Raw genomic sequence first — 17,283 nt, 5'->3', positions numbered from 1 at the left:
CCTAACCCCGGAAGACCTGCGTGGTGTGCCACCGAGCGTAGGGCGCGGCGACCGGCGCCGCCCCGGCCTCCTCCGGCGCCGCCACCGGGCGGCCGGCCAGTTCCCGGACCTGGGCGCGGGCCGCGGCGCCCGCGCCGGAGAAACGGGCGGAGACGGTGATCCGCAGCCCCGGGTCCAGACCCAGCACGCCCTTGTCGAACAGTTTGTGGTGCAGGGAGCACAGGCACAGCGCGTTCGACAGCTCGTCCGGCCCGTCGTACGCCCACCAGTGCACATGCGCCGCCTCCAGCCCCACCGGGCGGCGGCCCAGCGCGCCGTCGAAACCGCAGAAGGCGCAGCGGTTGCCGTACGCGGCCAGCACCCGGGCGCGGAGCCGCCGCGCGGCACCCGGGTCCCGGACGAGGCGGTGGACCGCAACTCGTGCCCGCTCGGCCGCCCCGCCGGGCACGCCGGTCATCCGCGCCAGGTCCGCCGCCTCCAGATCCAGCCCCGCGTCCGCGGCGACGTCCTCCTGAAGGGACGGCGGGAAGTGCAGGTCGAGAAGAGTGCGGGCGAGGACGGACAGCAGGGCGGGATCGGAGTCCAGCGCCGTGCGCAGCTCCGGCACCAGCCGGCCCACCGCGCCGCTCTCCCGCAGCCGCCCGACGCCGGGACCCGGGCTGTCCGCGCCGGAGTCCGTGCGCACTTCCCACACGCCGTCGCTCACCAGGTGGTGGAAGGGATAGCCCGGCGACGTCCGGCGGGGCGGACCGTACTCGCGCAGCAGCCCGGCCAGGTCCTCCTCGACGTCCGTGTACCGCAGCCCGCTCTCCGGCGCTGCCTGGAACCGGCCCAGCGCGTACAGCAGCAACAGCGGCTTGTGCGGCGCCCGTTCCGGCCCGGAGGTCCACTGCCGCAGCCCGCCGACCCGCCCCACCCAGTCCACGTCCGCCACGTCCACGTCCACCACGCGAGCGAGGGTACGCCGTGCCGTCCTGCCACCCGCCCGCGGCCCGGCGCGCGGCGGTGCCTGCGCCGCACGGCACCGCCGCGGCGGCAGGATGCCGTCCATGTCCACATCTGCGCGGAATACCGAGCGGGCGGGCCGCCGGGACCGCTGGTGGCTGGCCGGTGTCTGCGGGGCGTTCGGGGCGCTCTCGCTGGCGGTCGTCCACCCCGGGCTGCCGCTCGGCTGGGACGAACTCGTCTACGCGAGCCGCTTCGCCCCCTACGGCCCCGAGACGCCGTTCAGCGCCCCACGGACCCGCGGCGTGCCGCTGCTGATCGCCCCGGTCGCCGCCGTCGGCCACTCCGTGCCGCTGCTGCGCTGCTATCTGACCGTCGCCGCCGCACTCTCCCTCTACCTCGGCTTCCTGCCGTGGCTGCGCGCGGTCGCCCGGCGAGGTGTGGTGCCGCTCGCCGCCGCGCTGTACAGCAGCGTGTGGTTCGCGCTGTTCTACGCGGGCGCCGCGATGCCCAACCACTACGTCGCCATGGGGCTGACCGCGGCCCTCGGATGCTGCGTGCCCGCGCCCGGGGCAGCACCGCCGTACGGGACCGGGGCCCGACCAGGGGCGTCGGTCGCGTCCGCAGCCGCGCCGGGGTCCGGGCCCGGCTGCGGACCGGTCCGGGACCGCGCCCGCACCTGGGCCGCAGTGGCGGCGGCGCTGGCTGCCGCCACCCTGATACGGCCCAACGACACCGTCTGGCCGGTCGGGGTGCTGCTCGGGGCCGCGTTGTGGACCCGGCTGGACCCGGGTCGGCGGAAGCCCGGGCCGGGCGGATCGAGACCGGGCCGACCGCCACGCTCCCAGGCCCCGGTGTCGACATCCGCACCGGTCCCGGCGCCGGGCGTCGCGCTCGCCGCGACGGCCGGGGTGCTGCTCGGGCTGCTCCCCTGGGCCGTGGAGGCCCGATTGCGCTTCGGCAGCGTACTGGAGCGGGTGCGGGCGGCCGGTGACATCCAGGGTGGGATGCACCTCCAGCTGTCCCTGGACACCGTGTTCCGGCACGCCGCGGCACTGGACGGGCCGCTGCTCTGCCGCCCCTGCGAGGGGGTGACCGTCGGATGGGCGTCCGCCGCATGGTGGCTGCTGATCCCGCCACTGGTCGCCCTCGGCGTCACCACGGCGCGCAAGGAGGGCCGTACGGCACTCGCGGTGCTGCCCGCCGCGGCGGCGGCCGCCGTGGCCGTCCCGTACCTGTTCTTCATGGACTACGCGGCGCCGCGCTTCCTGCTGCCCACCTACGCGCTGCTGGCACCGGTGGCCGCGCTGGGCGTGTGCGGAGCGCTCCGCCGGGCGTGCGCAGCGCGGAAACTGCGGCTGCTCGTCCCGCTCGCGGCGACCGTGGCGCTGCTGCACCTCGGCTTCCAACTCCACCAGCTGGACCTCCACTCCGGCATCCAGGCAGCGGCCCGTCAGGACTGGCAGCGCATGGAACGCGTCCTGCGCGCCCACGGCGTGCGCCCTCCGTGCGTACTGGACGGGAACAGCGCCACCATCCCCGTCGCCCACACCGCGGGCTGCCGCCCCGCCGCGCAGGGCCATCGGTACGCGCAGGGCCACCCGCCCGCGGAGGGCCGCCCCCAGGCCCTCGTCCTGCGCGGCGCCCCGCTGCCCGCCTGGGCGGCGCGGGCCGACTGGCGGCTGCACCCGGTCCCGCACACCTACAACCCGGGCTGGCGCGTCGCGGTTCCTCCACCGACGGTCCTCGGGGCGCCCCGGCGGCCCTCCGGCGGCCGGCTCCCGGACGCGCAGTCGTCCGACCCCGTCACGGCAGGGGAGGGCGCCGCCCATGGTCGTGCGCGTACGCGGTGAAGACCTCCGCTGGAGTGCCGCCCGTCCGCAGGAACCGCTGGTCGAGAGCGAGAGCGAGGTCTGCCAGCGCGTTCCCGAGGACGGTGGCGGCCAGCCGCACTTCGCTCTGCTCACTGGAGTGCCCGCGGCGGCCGAGGTCGACGGCGAAGCCGATCGTGGCGGCCAGCGAGAGGTCCTCCTCGCCGTCATGGAAGTAGTAGGCGTCCGGGTACTGGGTGAAATCCACGCGGATCCGCACCACTTCCGCGGCGATGCCCTCCAGCAGCGCCGCCCCCGTGGCGGAGTGCAGATACTGGGCGGGCGGCTGGACGCGGCGCAGCATGGCCAGCCGCAGCGCCAGGCTCCGCCGGCGGGCGAGCGCGGGATAGATCTGCAGCACCCAGGAGACCGTCGCGGTCAGCAGCGCCAGCCCCACCAGTGCCTCCAGCGGTGCGACGAGCCGCAGCCAGCCCGCGGTCGGCGCGATGTCCCCGATCCCCAGCGTCGCCAGGTTGACCAGCGACACGTACAGGGAGTCGAGCAGATCCCCGTGCTCGTGCGGCGCCAGCCCGGCCCCGAAGGCGAACCCCTCCGGCATGTGCGGCAGATAGACCAGCGCCCACCCCAGGACCACGAGACAGGTCCACATCCCGACGACCGTCACCATCGCCAGCGGCCCGACCAGCTCGTTCATGCCCCGGCGCGCGGGGAACAGATGCGACAGCCTCCACAGCGCCGTCATCACGAGGCGGCTGGCGCCGCCCCTGCGGGTCGGATGCCAGAGCGTGTGGAACAGATCCCGCAGTGCGGCCAGCACCAGCCCGGCCCCGAGGAGCGACACCAACCAATCCATCCACCCAGCATGCGCTCCGCGGCGCCCCGGACACAGCAGGTGACCCGTGCCTTCGGTGCCGACGGCACGCCCGGGGGACCAGCCCGGGCGCCGGCCCCGGTCATCCGCCGCGAGACCGGCAAGCAGGGTCGCCGACCCCTTCGGGTATGAATGAGACAGGAACCGAGCTCGGCGCCCGGTCATCCCGGTCGCCCCGCGTGCCCACGGCGCGCCGCCCGGCACTGCGGCGAGCGTGGCGGTCCGCCGCAGCGCTGGGCAGCGCTCAGGGGCCGGTCGTCTCGTAGAGAGCGAACAGGCCCAGGAAGCCGAAGCCGGCGCCGATGAGCAGGAGAAGCACAGCCGCCCCTTCCCCACGTGTCAGAGTGCGGACGAATCTGCCCGGGATACTGGCTCGCGAGCGACGAGTTTCCGACGGCCGGTCGTACAGCAGGGCGCCGCAGACGTCGCAGTAGGTACGGCCGTCTTCCACTCGTGTCCGGGGATGGTGGCAACCTGCGCCCGCATAGGCCGCGTGCTTCCCGCGGGGACGCGTCCTGCTCACAGGCCCGCTCCCGTCGCGATGACTGACGCCATCTCCCGCGCGGTCGCAGGGGAGACCTCGCCCAGGGCGATCAGTCCGTACGTGGACTCGAGCCGCACGTCCATCGCGGGGAATGAGACCCCGGCGCTCTTGAAGGCCGCTGCCAGTTCCTCCCGGGCATCCATCACTTCTTTGAGCTTCTGGAGTTCCGAACTGCCCTGCACGCTCATGTGCGTTCACCTCTTCTGTCCGACTTGGCTCCACGGTGAATCGCGAGGACGTACCGTCGCCAGGGGTGCAGGAGTGCTGACGCGGAGTGCACACGGAGGACGCGGAATGGCTCTGTCGGAGAAGCAGGCGAAGCGGAACGCGTACGGGGAGGAACTGAGGGAGCGCCGGGAGCGTGCGGGGCTGACGCAAGCCCAGCTTGGCAAGTCGGCCGTCCTTTCCCGGTCCCACATCGCGCACATTGAAGCCGGGCGCCGCTTGCCGTCGAGGGAAGACGCGGAGCGTCTTGACCAGGCCCTGAACACGGGCGGAGTGTTCGTCCGCTTCTTGCCGGACGCGAACCTAGCGGCATTCTTCGAGGAGGTTGCGGAGCTGGAGCCGCAGGCGGTCATGATCCGCGAGTATCAGAACTCGCTGGTACCCGGACTGCTTCAGACGGAGGAGTACGCACGCGCCGTCTTCGCCCGTGGATTCCCTCGCGTGAGTGACGAGAAGTGTGCGGAGAACGTTCGCACACGACTCGCCAGGGCCAAGATTCTTGAGGATTCGCTGACCCCGGAGGTCTGGGCCCTGCTTGACGAGGCTGTACTGCGCCGCCCCGTCGGCGGGCATCGCGCTATGGCTGAACAGCTGCGGCACATCGTTCACCTGGGCGAACACAGGATTCGCGTACACGTGTTGCCCTTCAATGTCGGGGCACATGCACTGATGGAGAGCGGTGTGACGCTCATGCGGTTTGCCGACATGGCGCCGCTTGCCTACGTCGAGGGCCTGAACACCGGGACTGTGCTCGATTCGCCAGCGGTGGTCGAACAGTCCCTCGTGTCCTACGATCTCGCCCTGGGCGACGCCCTGTCGCACCAGGAGTCACTAGCCCTGATCAGGGCTGTTGCAGAGGGATACCAAGATGGACAGCGGCCAGCACATCCGTAAGGCGTCAGCACTCACCGCCTGGCGCAAGTCCAGCTACAGCGGCGCAAGCAACGGCAACTGCGTTGAGGTGGGCGACGGGCACTCCGCGGTCGTCCCTGTGCGCGACTCGAAGATCGCGGACGGTCCCGCCCTCGTCTTCGGGCGCGCCGCATGGTCCTCGTTCGTCACCGGCCTCCATCAGGGGTAGGCCGGGAGTCGCTGCACTCAGAGCCCCTGACGCCCCCGGCTCGTGCCTGAGCGGGGGCGTTCGTCTTGGGGGTCACTCGCCCGACGGGGCCAGGCCGATCGGGCAGCTGACGCCCGTGCCGCCGATGCCGCAGTAGCCGCCCGGGTTCTTGTCGAGGTACTGCTGGTGGTAGCCCTCGGCGGGGTGGAAGGGGCGGCCCTCGGCGGGGAGGATCTCGGTGGTGATCGTGCCGTGTCCGGAGCCGGTGAGGACCTGCTGGTAGGCGTCCCGGGAGGCCTCGGCCGCGGCGGCCTGCGCGGGGGAGTGGGTGTAGATCGCCGAGCGGTACTGGGTGCCGGTGTCGTTGCCCTGGCGGAAGCCCTGGGTCGGGTCGTGGGACTCCCAGAAGCGCTTGAGCAGGGTCTCGTAGGAGATCTTCGCCGGGTCGTACACGACGCGTACCGCCTCGGTGTGCCCGGTCAGGCCCGAGCAGACCTCTTCGTAGGTGGGGTTCGGGGTGGATCCGCCCTGGTAGCCGACGAGGGTCGTCCAGACGCCCTCGGTCGTCCAGAAGACGCGCTCGGCGCCCCAGAAGCAGCCCATGCCGAAGTCGGCGATCTCCAGGCCCTCCGGGTACGGGCCCTGGAGCGCCGTGCCGAGCACGGTGTGGCGCTCGGGTACCGCGTACTCCGGCTCGGGGCGGCCCTGGAGGGCTTCCTCGGGGGTGGGGACGCGGTTCTTGAACCTGCCGAACAGCATGTCGTTCTCCAGACGGAGGTCGCGGCGAGGGGGCCGGGCGGCCGGCGGGGGCCGCTCAGCCCTTTCGCTCGGATGGTGCCGGGGCGGCGGCCTCGGCCTTGCGCGCGTCGGCGGCGTCGGTCCCGTCGGCGTCGGTCCCCTCGGCGGTCCCGCCGGTGGCGCCCGCCGCCGCGGGCGCGGTGCCGGCGGGCTCCTCGAAGTCCACGCGCCGCATGTGCTTGTTCATCGACTTCATCAGCATCCACACGGCTGCGCCGATGAGGGCGAAGACGACGAAGCCGAGCACGCCGGGGGTCACCTTGTTCTCGTCCAGGTCCTTCGCCAGCGGAAGGACCTGGGCGAGCGTTGTCTGCGTCGGGCTCATACCGTCAATTCTCGCGGATGCCCGCGAAGAGGTCGTGCTCGGGGAGCGAGGTCTCCACGCGGGACTTCGCCAGCTCGTACTCCTCGGTCGGCCAGACCTCCCGCTGGATGTCCATCGGGACGCGGAACCAGCCGCCGTCCGGATCGATCTGGGTGGCGTGCGCGATCAGTGCCTTGTCGCGGATCTCGAAGAAGTCGCCGCAGGGTACGAAGGTGGTGATCTCGCGCTCCTTGATCCCCATCTTCTCCCAGCGCTCCAGCCACTGGGTGTAGGGCGACTCCAGGCCGCGGTCCAGCATCGCCTGGTGCATCGCCTCGGTGCGCTGCCGATTGAAGCCCTGGTTGTAGTAGAGCTTCTGCGGCTGCCACGCCGGGCCGAACGCCTCCTCGGGGTACTTCTCGGTGTCCGCCGCGTGCTCGAAGGCGACCATCGAGATCTTGTGGGTCATGATGTGGTCGGGGTGCGGGTAGCCGCCGTTCTCGTCGTAGGTGGTGATCACCTGGGGGCGGAACTCGCGGATGAGCCGCACCAGTGCTCCGGCGGCCTCGTCCACGTCCTGGAGGGCGAAGCAGCCCTCGGGCAGCGGCGGCAGCGGGTCGCCCTCGGGGAGGCCCGAGTCGACGAAGCCGAGCCACGCCTGCTTCACGCCCAGGATCTCCCGGGCCTCGTCCATCTCCTTGCGGCGCACCTCGTGGATGTGCTCCTCGACGTAGGTGTCGCCCTGGAGCTTCGGGTTGAGGATGGAGCCCCGCTCTCCCCCGGTGCACGTCGCGACGAGCACGTCCACTTCCTCGTCGACGTACTTCGCCATGGTGGCCGCACCCTTGCTCGACTCGTCGTCGGGGTGTGCGTGCACGGCCATCAGTCGCAGTTGCTCAGTCACAACTCAATCCTCATAGGTCAAAGCGGCTCCGCCATCGGCCCCGCCCGCCGTCGGCGGATTCGGGAGCGGCTTCTATAGTGACCGAATCAGCACCGTGATGTATTCCCGGTCCGGGCCCGCCCGGCTCCGGCCGGGTCGGCGGAGCACGGTCGGAGCGGCTGCCTGGAGGAACGGACCATGGTCGACCTGCGTCAACAGGTCCCCGAGGGGCGGTACGGGCGTGCCGCGGGCCGGTCCGCGGGCGCGGAGGCGCGCACGGACCGTCGGCTGAAGGTCACCGGCGGTGTGCTGGGGGTGCTGATGCTCGCGCTGATCGGCTGGTTCGGGGTCGACTACATCTCCGGCCAGCAGGTGAGCGGCGAGTTGATCAAGTTCAAGGTGGTCTCCGACAGCGCGGTGCAGGTCCATGTGGAGGTGCGCAAGGAGGCCGGGGTCGCGGGCGTGTGCACGCTGCGCACCCGCGCGGAGGACGGCAGCGAGGTGGGCCGCAAGAACGCGGAGTTCGCCGCGGGCACCTCCCGGGTGGACGAGGTCGTCACCGTGCGTACCACGGCGCGCGCCACGAGCGCCGAGCTGATCGGCTGCCAGGAGCGCTGAGGCGGGCGGCCCGCCCGGCGTCCGGCCGTCGTTCCGGCCCGTCCGGCGGACCCTGCTGACCTGGGGTGGAGCCGGAGTCTTCTTCCCTTTTCCGGCGGAATTGTTAAGCTCGTGGTTTCGCCCACCAGTGCAGGCGCACCCTTTCTGGTAGGGCGTTTTCTGCATCAGCTTCATATCCCAGTACCGACGAGGAGCACCTGTGACCCAGACCAGCGACAACGTCACCTGGCTGACCCAGGAGGCGTACTCCCAGCTCAAGGCCGAGCTGGAGTACCTGTCGGGTCCTGCACGCACCGAGATCTCCAAGAAGATCGAGGCGGCTCGCGAGGAGGGCGACCTCCGCGAGAACGGCGGGTACCACGCGGCCAAGGAGGAGCAGGGCAAGCAGGAGCTGCGTATCCGGCAGCTCCAGCAGCTCCTGGAGAACGCCAAGGTCGGTGAGGCTCCGGCGGACGACGGTGTGGTGGAGCCCGGCATGGTGGTCAAGATCGCCTTCGACGGTGACGAGGACGACACGATCACCTTCCTGCTGGCCTCCCGCGAGTACGCCAGCTCCGAGATCGAGACCTACTCTCCGCAGTCGCCCCTGGGCTCCGGCGTGATGGGCAAGAAGGTCGGCCAGGACGCCGAGTACGAGCTGCCGAACGGCAAGATGGCCTCCGTCCGCATCATGGAGGCGAAGCCCTACCGGAGCTGATGTCGGATCCCCCGACGCCTGCGGCGGACGGCCCGCGCGGAATCGCGCGGGCCGTCCGCCGCGTGTGTGACGGTGCGCCGCGGGCCGTGCGGCCCGCGGCGTTCACCCGGTGGACGAGCGGTACTTGCGGACCGCCAGGGTGCGGAAGACCGCGATGATGACCACGGACCACATCACCGAGGCCGCGGCCGGGTGCTGCATGGGCCAGGCGTCCGGGACGGGGTAGCCGGCGGGCAGGTTGCCGAACAGTTCGCGGCAGGCCACCACGGTGGCGCTGAAGGGGTTCCACTCGGCGATGTGCTGCAGGAAGGCGGGCATGTTCTGGGAGGGGACGAAGGCGACGGAGATGAACGTCAGCGGGAACAGCCAGATCAGCCCGCCGGAGGTGGCGGCCTCCGGGGTGCGTACCGAGAGCCCGATCAGCGCCCCGATCCAGGTGAAGGCGTAGCCGAGCAGCAGCAGCAGGCCGAAGCCGGCGAGCGCTTCGGGGATGCCGTCGTGCGGGGCCCAGCCGACGAGTGCGGCGACGACGGCGAGCACGACCAGGGTCAGTGCCGTCTGCACCAGGTCGGCCAGGGTGCGTCCGGTCAGTACGGCCCCGCGGGTCATCGGGAGCGAGCGGAACCGGTCCACAAGCCCCTTGTGCATGTCCTCGGCGATGCCCGCGCTGGCGCCGGCGGTCGCGAAGGTGACGGTCTGCGCGAAGATGCCCGCCATCAGGAACTCGCGGTAGGAGCCGGCGTCGGTGCCGGCGCCGGGGACTTTGATGGAACCGCCGAAGACGTAGCTGAACAGCACCACGAACATGATCGGTTGGATCAGTCCGAAGATGACGACTTCGGGGATGCGCACCATGCGGATCAGGTTGCGCTTGGCCATCACCAGTGAGTCGGTGATCGACTGGGCGATGCCGCCGCGGCCGCTGGGGGCCGTGGGCGACTCCGCCTGCGCTGCGGCGGTCATGGCGTGGTCTCCTCGGATTCCGGCGCGTGCGCGCCCGGCTGCTGTGCTGCGGACCGGTCCCCGTCCGGTCCCGGGTTCGGGGGTGTGTCCTGGTCGGCCGTGCCCGGCCCGCGCGCGTCTTCGGCGGCGTGGCCGGTCAGGGAGATGAAGACGTCGTCGAGGGTGGGGCGGCGCAGTCCGATGTCGTCGATCTCGACGCCGCGGCCGTCCAACTCCCTGATCACCTCGGCCAGCAGTTTGGCGCCGCCGGTGACCGGGACGGTCAGTTTCCGGGTGTGCTGCTCGACGGTGCAGCCTTCGTGGGCCGGGCCGGGCAGTGCGTGGCTGTCGAGGATGCCGCGGGCCGCGGGGATGTCCGCGCGGTCGTGGACGACGACCTCGATGCGCTCGCCGCCGGTGCGGGCCTTGAGCTGGTCGGAGGTGCCGCGTGCGATGACCTTGCCGTGGTCGACGACGGCGATGTCGTGCGCGAGCCGGTCGGCCTCCTCCAGGTACTGCGTGGTCAGCAGCAGCGTCGTGCCGCCCGCGACCAGTTCTTCGATGACTTCCCACAACTGCTGCCGGTTGCGGGGGTCGAGGCCGGTGGTGGGCTCGTCCATGAACATCACCGGCGGGCTGACGACCAGCGCGGCGGCGAGGTCGAGGCGGCGGCGCATGCCGCCGGAGTAGGTCTTGGCCGTCCGGTCGGCGGCGTCGGCGAGGTTGAAGCGCTCCAGCAGCTCCCGCGCGCGCTTCTTCGCGTCGCGTGCGGACATCTGGTAGAGCTGCCCGACCATCTGCAGGTTCTCGCGGCCGGTCAGATACTCGTCGACGGCGGCGAACTGGCCGGAGAGGCCGATGGAGCGGCGTACGGCGGTCGGGTTCTTCAGGACGTCGAGACCGGCGACGACGGCGCGGCCCGCGTCGGGCCGCAGGAGGGTGGTCAGTACTCGGACCGCGGTGGTCTTGCCCGCGCCGTTGGGGCCGAGCAGGCCCAGCACGGTGGATTCGGGGACGTCGAGGTCGACGCCGTCCAGAGCCCTCACCTCGCCGAAGGTCTTCACCAGCCCTTCGGCGTAAATGGCACCTGGCATGGATGGACTCCCAGAGTGTGGAGCGTGACACGCTACGAAAATGCTAGAGGTGCCGGGAAGTTCCGGCATGTACGGAGATGCGGCGAACCGGGGTCCGTCGCACAGCAGTATGAAACGACGCGATGTATCGCGTCAAGGAATACGCGATAGTCCGCGTCCTGTGCCGCCGCGTCCTGTGCCGCCGCGTCCTGTGCCGCCGCGTCGTGGCAGCCGTGGCGAGGCGCCTCGCGCCCGTTCAGCTCATGACCGTGTACCCCGCGGCGCGCAGCCCCGAGGCGACCTCCACGCAGTGCTGCGGGCCCTTCGTCTCCATGTGCACCTCCACCTCCACCTCGTCCAGGCCCAGCCGCGGATCGGTCCGCACATGGCCGACGTCCAGCACGTTGGCGTCCGCCAGCGACAGTTCCCCGAGCAGCGCCGCGAGCGCCCCCGGCCGGTCCGAGAGGCGCAGCCGCAGCGACAGGTAGCGGCCGGCCGCGGCCATGCCGTGCCGCAGCGTCCGCTGCAGGACCAGCGGGTCGACGTTGCCGCCCGAGAGCACCGCGGCGACCGGCCCCTCGAAGCTGTCCGGGGCCGACAGCAGCGCCGCGACCGAACTCGCCCCCGCGGGCTCCACCACCAGCTTGGCCCGCTCCAGGCAGAGCAGCAGCGCCCGGGAGAGCGCGTCCTCGGACACCGTGCGGATGTCGTCGACCAGCGTCCGGATGATCTCGAACGGCACGTCACCGGGCCGGCCGACCTTGATCCCGTCCGCCATCGTGGCGACGGAGCCCAGCGCCACCGGACGCCCGGCCCGCAGCGACGGCGGATACGCGGCCGAGCCCTCCGCCTGCACCCCCACCACGCGGACATCGGGGCGGAGCGCCTTGATCGCCACCGCCATGCCCGCGAGCAGCCCGCCGCCGCCGACGCCCACCACGACCGTCCGCACCTCGGGGCACTGCTCCAGCAGCTCCAGGGCCAGCGTCCCCTGCCCGGCCACCACGTCCGGGTGGTCGAAGGGGTGGATGAGGACGGCCCCGGTGGCCTGCGCGTACTCCTCGGCCGCCGTGAGCGTCTCGTCCACCACCTGACCGTGCATCCGCACCCGCGCTCCGTAGTCGCGGGTGGCCGCCACCTTCGGCAGCGGTGCCCCCACCGGCATGAAGACCGTCGAGGGCACCCCCAGCAGCGACGCCGCCAGCGCCACGCCCTGCGCGTGGTTGCCCGCGCTCGCCGCGACCACCCCGCGGCGCCGCTCCTCGGGCGTCAGCCCCGCGATCCGCACATAGGCGCCGCGCAGCTTGAACGATCCGGTGCGCTGGAGGTTCTCGCACTTGAGGTGCACCGGCGAGCCGACCAGCGAGGAGAGGTGCCGGCTGCCCTCGACGGCGGTGGTGCGGGCGATGCCCGCGAGCGTCTTGCGGGCGAGGCGCACCGCGTCCAGCGAGACGGGGAGTTCGGGGTGCCCGGAGGCGGCGGCGGGAGCTGCGCTGGTGACCATCCCGCCAGTCTGGCAGCCGCCCGCCGGGTGGGCGGGTCACCGCCCGGGCGGCCGCGCGGGGTGGTCCGCGTCACTGGTTCGTGCAGTGGAGGTACGGCGTGGGTCCGCTCCGCGTACTCTGTGGCCACCACCTCAGGTCGATACACCCAACAGACCACCCCAGAACTGTCAAAACTCAACAAAAACTCCTGCTGATCGACGAAGTGAGCGCACCTGCCATGCCCACGCATCCGGACATGACGACAGACACCCCCGACGCGCCGGACGACTCCGCGGTGCCTGCCGACGACGGTGCCGCCTCCGGAACCGCCGCGCTGGACGCCATGCAGCACCAACTCGCGGTGTACGCGCGGCGCGCGGAGCAGACCCGCCTCGGCGGACTCGGCCAGGCCCGCAACTCCATGGACCGCGCCGCCTATCTGCTGCTCAACCGCCTCGACCAGGAAGGCCCGATGGGCGTCAAGGCGCTCGCCGCCGGCATGGGCATCGACTCCTCGACGGTGACCCGGCAGGTCGCCCCGCTCGTCGAGTCCGGCTTGGTCAAGCGCACCTCGCACCCCGAGGACGGACGCGCCGTCGTCCTCCAGCTCTCGCCGCGCGGTGAGGCCCGGTTGGAGGAGGTCCGCTCCTCCCGCCGCAACCTGATGCAGCTCATCACCAAGGACTGGACCGAGGAGGAGCGCGGGACGTTCTGCAAGCTGCTGACCCGCTTCAACACGGCGATGCTCGAACTGAACCCGAGCAGCCTCTCGCAGCCGCCGGAGTCCGGTTCCTGACCCGCGAGGGGCGCACCCCCGGCGGCCGGGGCCGAGTGCCACCGCCGGGACCGAGTGCCACCGCCGGGGCGCCGCCGCACGGGTGTGCGGAGCGCTCCGGTGCCGGGGCCGGGACGGTTCGGCACCCGGCAGCCCGGGGCAGGTTCCGGGCGGCGGCGCGGTGGTGCCGCGGTGCTGTCGCGCCTCTTGATTTGATCTCCCTGCCTGCCGTCCCATAGGCGGCACGGGAGGCGGCGTGCGAGAGCGTCAGGCACGGCAGGAGAGCCTCCGCGCCCAGGAGTTCGAGGCGTTCGTCGCGGGCGCGGGCGGCCGGCTGCTGCATGCCGCCACCCTGCTGACCGCGGAACCTCCCGGCGCCGCCCCCGAAGCGGAGCGGCTGCTGGTGCGGGCGCTCGCGCGGACCCGCGCCGACTGGGCCCGGCTGCGCGGCGACGACCCCTACGAGCACACCCGGCAGGCGCTGGCCCTCCGCTTCGCCCGTACCGGCCGACGGCACCGCCGGACGCGCGGCGGGCTGCTGGGCGTCCTCAGCCCGCAGGAGCGGCTGGTGCTCGTCCTGCGGCTGCACGAGGGGATCGCCGAGGAGCAGGTCGCCGCGTGCCTCGGGCTCGCCGTCGAACGGGTGCGGGCCCTGCACACCCGTGCCATGGCGACGGTGCTCAGCAGCCCGGCCCGCGGAGCGGTGGACGCCCCACCGGCCCCACCGGCCCCACCCGCCCCACGGGACGAGCAGGACGCGGCGGAGAGCGCCCATGAACCCGCCTGACCGCAAGGAGGCCGAGGTGCGGCGCCTGGTCCAGCAGCGCGCCGCCGAGCCCGTCCCCGCCGACCTGGCGGAGCGGGCCCTGGCGGCGGGCGCCCGGCTGCTGCGGCGCCGCCGGGCGCTCGGTGCGGCGCTGTGGACCGGGGTGCTGGCCGGGCTGCTGGCCCTGGCCTGCTGGGCGCTGGTGGCGCACCCCTGGTCGGCCCCGCCCCCGACGACGACCCCGCCGGCGGTGGGCTGGTGACCCGCGACGCCGGCCCGCCTGCCGGGGAGCCGCTGACCCGGGACGACGTCCCCGCCCGCGGCGTGGGCCGGTGACCCCGCGCGCCCCGGCCCCGCGCCGCTTCAGGCCGCGGCGGCCCCCTCCAGCGCCTGCGTCAGGTCCGCCAGCAGGTCGTCGGCCGACTCGATGCCCACCGAGAGGCGGACCAGGTCGGCCGGCACCTCCAGCGCCGAGCCCGCCGCCGAGGCGTGCGTCATCCGCCCCGGGTGCTCGATCAGCGACTCGACCCCGCCCAGGGACTCGCCCAGCGTGAAGAGCCGCGCCCGGTCGCACACCCGCACCGCGGCCTCCTCGCCGCCCGCCACCCGGAAGGACACCATCCCGCCGAAGCCGCGCATCTGCTTGGCCGCGATCTCGTGCCCGGGATGCGTGGCCAGCCCCGGGTAGTAGACCTCCGTCACCTCCGGGTGCGCGGTCAGCAGCTGCACCACGCGGGCCGCGTTCTCCCCGTGCCGGTCCATGCGCACGCCCAGCGTCTTGATCCCCCGCATCACCAGCCAGGCGTCGAACGGCCCCGCGATGGCGCCCATCGCGTTCTGGTGGAAGGCCAGTTCGTCGCCGAGCGCGGGGTCGCCGACGACCAGCGCGCCGCCCACCACGTCGGAGTGGCCGCCCATGTACTTCGTCGTCGAGTGCACGACCGCGTCCGCGCCCAGCGCGAGCGGCTGCTGGAGGTAGGGGCTGGCGAAGGTGTTGTCGACCACGAGCCGGGCGCCCGCCCCGTGCGCCACCTCGGCGACCGCCGCGATGTCGGTGATCCCCAGCAGCGGGTTGGAGGGGGTCTCCACCCAGACCGCCTTGGTGCGCTCGCGCAGCTGGGCGCGGACGGCGGCCGGGTCGGAGGAGTCGGCCACCGACCACTGCACACCCCACCGCTCGGCGACCCGGGCGAAGAGCCGGAAGGTGCCGCCGTACGCGTCGTCCGGGATCACCACATGATCCCCGGGGGTGAGCAGGGTGCGCAGCAGGCAGTCCTCGGCGGCCAGCCCGGAGGCGAAGGCCAGCCCGCGCCTGCCGCCCTCCAGCGCCGCCAGGTTCTCCTCCAGCGCGCTGCGGGTCGGGTTCGCCGAGCGGCTGTACTCGTAGCCGCCGCGCAGCCCCCCGACGCCGTCCTGCTTGTACGTGGAGACCTGGTGGATGGGCGGCACCACCGCCCCCGTCCTCGGATCGGCGGCCTGCCCCGCATGGATGGCGAGGGTCTCGAAGCTCTGCCGCGGGGTGTCCGGGGTGCCGTCCGCCCCGCTGTCGATGCCGTTGTCGCGCTGCTCACTCATGGGGGCGAGACTAGTGGGCCGTACGGTGGAGTGGGGCGCACTCCTCCCCGGGGACGTACCGCTCCGGGGCCGTACCGCCCCCGGGGCGTGCCGCCCCGCCCAGCCGCCCGTCACAGCGTGGAGATCCGACGCCATGGAAGCCCTGCTCCTCCTGCTCGCCCTCGCCGCCGTCTTCGGCGTGGTCGTCTACCCCGCCATGCGCCGCAGGAAGCTGCGGCAGGACGGAGCCCGGGGCCTGGCCCAGGCGGTCGATCCGACGGCCGGGTACGGCTTCGTCCCCTCCGACGCGCTGGATGTGCGGCTGCCGGGGCCGGACCGGGAACTGGTCGAGGCGCTGGAGGAGGCGCAGCGCACCCAGGACTGGCAGCCGGTCGCGCACCTGCTGGCCTTCACCGGCGACGAGTACGAGCTGCGCTGGCAGCGGGTGCAGTCCCTGGCGGGCGCCGCGGCCATGGAACTGGCCCGGTCCCGGGAGCACGGCGCCGCCGCGGGTGCGGACACCGGCAGCGCCGGGGTGTCCTTCAGCAAGGAGCCGGCCGCCGTACTGCCGGACGCGCGGTGGCTGCGCGAGTGGCGCGCCCAGCAGCCGCGCGACCACGGGGGCGCCCAGGTGTACGCGCAGTTCCTGGTCTTCCAGGCGCTGGCCGAGAGCGATCCCGACAGCCGCCGCATCATCCTGGAGGAGGCGCGCAACGTCGCACGTGACGCCGCGAAGCTCGCCCCGGCCGACCCGACGCCGCAGCTGACCGAGCTGACCCTCGCGCGCCACCTCGGCTACCGCGAGGCCGACTTCGAGTCCCTGTGGGGCACCGTCCGCAGGCTCGCACCCGACCACATGGGCGCCCATCTGGCGGCGCTGCCCTACTGGTCGGCGCGGGGCGCGGGCTCCAAGGAGCAGGCCGACGCGTTCGCCCGCGCCGCCGCCGCGCAGGCGCCCGAGGGCTCGCTGCTGGCGGCGCTGCCGCTGTTCGCGGTCTACAACCACCTGCCCGAGGTGAACATGGTGCGCGGGCTGTACCGGAGCGAGGAGATCGGCAACGCCATCGAGGCCGCCGAGTACGCCGTCGACCAGGTCGAGGACGACCACCCGGTGCGCCCGCACGTCCTCCATCTGCTGGTCTGGTTCCTGGTGCGGGCCGAGCGCTACGGCGAGGCCATGGAGGCCGTCGCCGCCGTCGACGGCCACGTGGGCGCCGTCCCGTGGGTGGACGAGGGCGACCCCGCCGCCGCCTACGCCGCCTACCGCGCCCTCGCGGTGGCCGGCTGGGAGGCCGCGGGCGGCGCCCGCGCCCCGCACTGAGCGCGGCGCGCCTCCGGTGGTGCGTGCCGGGAGGGCGGACGCCGCGGGCCCACCCGGGGGTGCGCCCGGCCGGTCGACGGCGCTGCTCGACGGTGCAACCGGGCGCGCGGTGGCCGGTCACCGGGGGCCGCCGGGTCACCGTGGGTCGGGCAGTCTCCGGCTGATCGCCAGAACGGTCGCCGAGAAGCAGGCCAGCAGAGCGAGGACGAGCACGGCGGCGGAGCGCTGCGACAGCGGACCCGCCAGCGACAGATACAGCGTTCCGCCCACGGTCGCGCCCAGCGCCGTCGCCAGCTGCTGGCTGGTCACCAGTACCCCGCTGCCCATACCCGCCTGTTCCGACGGGACGTCGGCCAGGATCATCCGGAACAGTGTCGGGCCCACCAGCGCCTGGCCGACGCCGATGAGGGCGAGCACCGCGAGCACCGGCAGCAGCGGCGGATGCGGCCAACCCGCCCCGAGCACCAGCGCCATCAGCAGCAGCCCGGTGCCCTGGACGACCGCGCCCAGGGACACGATCCGCCGCCCGAGCGCCGCCGCGATCCGCGGGGTGAGCAGCGCCGCCGCGAAGAAAGCCACCGCGAACGGGGA

At 73.0% G+C, this 17,283-nt stretch carries 19 protein-coding genes and 1 pseudogene; 9 read left to right on the top strand and 11 right to left on the bottom strand.

What is annotated here, in order from left to right; translation table 11 throughout:
• Window position 1: 1 nt before the first annotated feature.
• Complete coding sequence (locus tag A949_RS0119560; protein ID WP_026004833.1) at window positions 2-925, bottom strand: phosphorothioated DNA-binding restriction endonuclease; 924 nt, start codon at window positions 923-925, stop codon at window positions 2-4.
• 124 nt (window positions 926-1,049) lie between these two features.
• Here A949_RS0119560 and A949_RS33930 point away from each other — a divergent pair, with 124 nt between their 5' ends.
• Window positions 1,050-2,798, top strand: coding sequence for a hypothetical protein (locus A949_RS33930; protein ID WP_019357715.1), 1,749 nt, complete (start codon window positions 1,050-1,052; stop codon window positions 2,796-2,798).
• On the opposite strand, the gene A949_RS0119550 is transcribed toward A949_RS33930, so the two are convergent.
• Window positions 2,752-3,630 carry a potassium channel family protein gene (locus A949_RS0119550; RefSeq protein WP_026004832.1) on the bottom strand — a complete coding sequence of 293 codons (879 nt, stop codon included), beginning with the start codon at window positions 3,628-3,630 and terminating at the stop codon, window positions 2,752-2,754. The two genes, A949_RS33930 and A949_RS0119550, sit on opposite strands and share 47 nt — an antisense overlap.
• Before the next feature lie 537 nt (window positions 3,631-4,167).
• Entirely contained in the window at window positions 4,168-4,380 is a 213-nt protein-coding gene (locus A949_RS0119540; protein ID WP_019357712.1) for a hypothetical protein, read from the bottom strand.
• Between the two features lie 106 nt (window positions 4,381-4,486).
• Here A949_RS0119540 and A949_RS0119535 point away from each other — a divergent pair, with 106 nt between their 5' ends.
• Complete coding sequence (locus A949_RS0119535) at window positions 4,487-5,311, top strand: helix-turn-helix domain-containing protein (protein WP_019357711.1); 825 nt, start codon at window positions 4,487-4,489, stop codon at window positions 5,309-5,311.
• On the top strand, window positions 5,286-5,498 hold the full coding sequence (locus A949_RS0119530; protein ID WP_019357710.1) for a DUF397 domain-containing protein: 213 nt from the start codon (window positions 5,286-5,288) through the stop codon (window positions 5,496-5,498). Before A949_RS0119535 ends, A949_RS0119530 begins: the two co-directional genes overlap by 26 nt.
• Window positions 5,499-5,570: 72 nt before the next feature.
• Here the strand turns inward: A949_RS0119530 and msrA are convergent, their stop codons facing one another.
• From msrA to mca, 3 genes are read right to left on the bottom strand one after another with little or no spacing between them, the layout of a single operon-like run.
• Entirely contained in the window at window positions 5,571-6,236 is a 666-nt protein-coding gene (gene msrA / locus A949_RS0119525) for a peptide-methionine (S)-S-oxide reductase MsrA (protein ID WP_019357709.1), read from the bottom strand.
• Between the two features lie 55 nt (window positions 6,237-6,291).
• Entirely contained in the window at window positions 6,292-6,600 is a 309-nt protein-coding gene (locus tag A949_RS33925; protein ID WP_019357708.1) for a hypothetical protein, read from the bottom strand.
• Between the two features lie 4 nt (window positions 6,601-6,604).
• Window positions 6,605-7,483 (bottom strand): mycothiol conjugate amidase Mca, encoded by an 879-nt coding sequence (gene mca, locus A949_RS0119515; protein ID WP_026004831.1) that lies wholly within the window; start codon window positions 7,481-7,483, stop codon window positions 6,605-6,607.
• A gap of 177 nt (window positions 7,484-7,660) precedes the next feature.
• Between mca and A949_RS0119510 the strand changes: the two genes are divergently transcribed.
• Window positions 7,661-8,080, top strand: a complete 420-nt coding sequence (locus A949_RS0119510; RefSeq protein WP_019357706.1) for a DUF4307 domain-containing protein — start codon at window positions 7,661-7,663, stop codon at window positions 8,078-8,080.
• Between the two features lie 199 nt (window positions 8,081-8,279).
• Window positions 8,280-8,777, top strand: coding sequence for a transcription elongation factor GreA (greA, locus tag A949_RS0119505; RefSeq protein ID WP_019357705.1), 498 nt, complete (start codon window positions 8,280-8,282; stop codon window positions 8,775-8,777).
• A gap of 102 nt (window positions 8,778-8,879) precedes the next feature.
• Here the strand turns inward: greA and A949_RS0119500 are convergent, their stop codons facing one another.
• The 3 genes from A949_RS0119500 to ilvA all read right to left on the bottom strand — a co-directional run bounded on the left by A949_RS0119500 (window position 8,880) and on the right by ilvA (window position 12,296).
• Complete coding sequence (locus A949_RS0119500; RefSeq protein ID WP_019357704.1) at window positions 8,880-9,740, bottom strand: ABC transporter permease; 861 nt, start codon at window positions 9,738-9,740, stop codon at window positions 8,880-8,882.
• On the bottom strand, window positions 9,737-10,813 hold the full coding sequence (locus tag A949_RS0119495; protein ID WP_026004830.1) for a daunorubicin resistance protein DrrA family ABC transporter ATP-binding protein: 1,077 nt from the start codon (window positions 10,811-10,813) through the stop codon (window positions 9,737-9,739). Before A949_RS0119495 ends, A949_RS0119500 begins: the two co-directional genes overlap by 4 nt.
• A gap of 235 nt (window positions 10,814-11,048) precedes the next feature.
• Entirely contained in the window at window positions 11,049-12,296 is a 1,248-nt protein-coding gene (ilvA, locus tag A949_RS0119490; protein ID WP_019357702.1) for a threonine ammonia-lyase, read from the bottom strand.
• A gap of 218 nt (window positions 12,297-12,514) precedes the next feature.
• On the opposite strand from ilvA, the gene A949_RS0119485 reads away from it, so the two are divergent.
• The 3 genes from A949_RS0119485 (at window position 12,515) to A949_RS0119475 (ending at window position 14,079) form a co-directional block, all read left to right on the top strand.
• Entirely contained in the window at window positions 12,515-13,072 is a 558-nt protein-coding gene (locus tag A949_RS0119485; protein ID WP_019357701.1) for a MarR family winged helix-turn-helix transcriptional regulator, read from the top strand.
• Window positions 13,073-13,307: 235 nt separating this feature from the next.
• The gene (locus tag A949_RS0119480; RefSeq protein ID WP_019357700.1) at window positions 13,308-13,838 is read left to right on the top strand and encodes a sigma factor-like helix-turn-helix DNA-binding protein; all 531 of its coding nucleotides are present in this window, start codon (window positions 13,308-13,310) and stop codon (window positions 13,836-13,838) included.
• A complete protein-coding gene (locus A949_RS0119475) occupies window positions 13,825-14,079 on the top strand; it encodes a hypothetical protein (protein WP_019357699.1) in 255 nt (84 codons plus the stop codon). Before A949_RS0119480 ends, A949_RS0119475 begins: the two co-directional genes overlap by 14 nt.
• A 101-nt stretch (window positions 14,080-14,180) precedes the next feature.
• Here the strand turns inward: A949_RS0119475 and A949_RS0119470 are convergent, their stop codons facing one another.
• On the bottom strand, window positions 14,181-15,392 hold the full coding sequence (locus A949_RS0119470) for a cystathionine gamma-synthase (RefSeq protein ID WP_019357698.1): 1,212 nt from the start codon (window positions 15,390-15,392) through the stop codon (window positions 14,181-14,183).
• 133 nt (window positions 15,393-15,525) lie between these two features.
• On the opposite strand from A949_RS0119470, the gene A949_RS0119465 reads away from it, so the two are divergent.
• Window positions 15,526-16,692 (top strand): hypothetical protein, encoded by a 1,167-nt coding sequence (locus tag A949_RS0119465; protein ID WP_019357697.1) that lies wholly within the window; start codon window positions 15,526-15,528, stop codon window positions 16,690-16,692.
• Window positions 16,693-16,827: 135 nt separating this feature from the next.
• Here the strand turns inward: A949_RS0119465 and A949_RS33920 are convergent.
• Window positions 16,828-17,283, bottom strand: a pseudogene (locus A949_RS33920) (MFS transporter); the annotation flags it as partial.

Origin of the sequence: Streptomyces sp. AA1529, assembly GCF_000280905.1 — a bacterium.
Taxonomy (GTDB): Bacteria; Actinomycetota; Actinomycetes; order Streptomycetales; family Streptomycetaceae; genus Streptomyces.
This window is presented reverse-complemented; position numbering and strand designations above follow the sequence as displayed.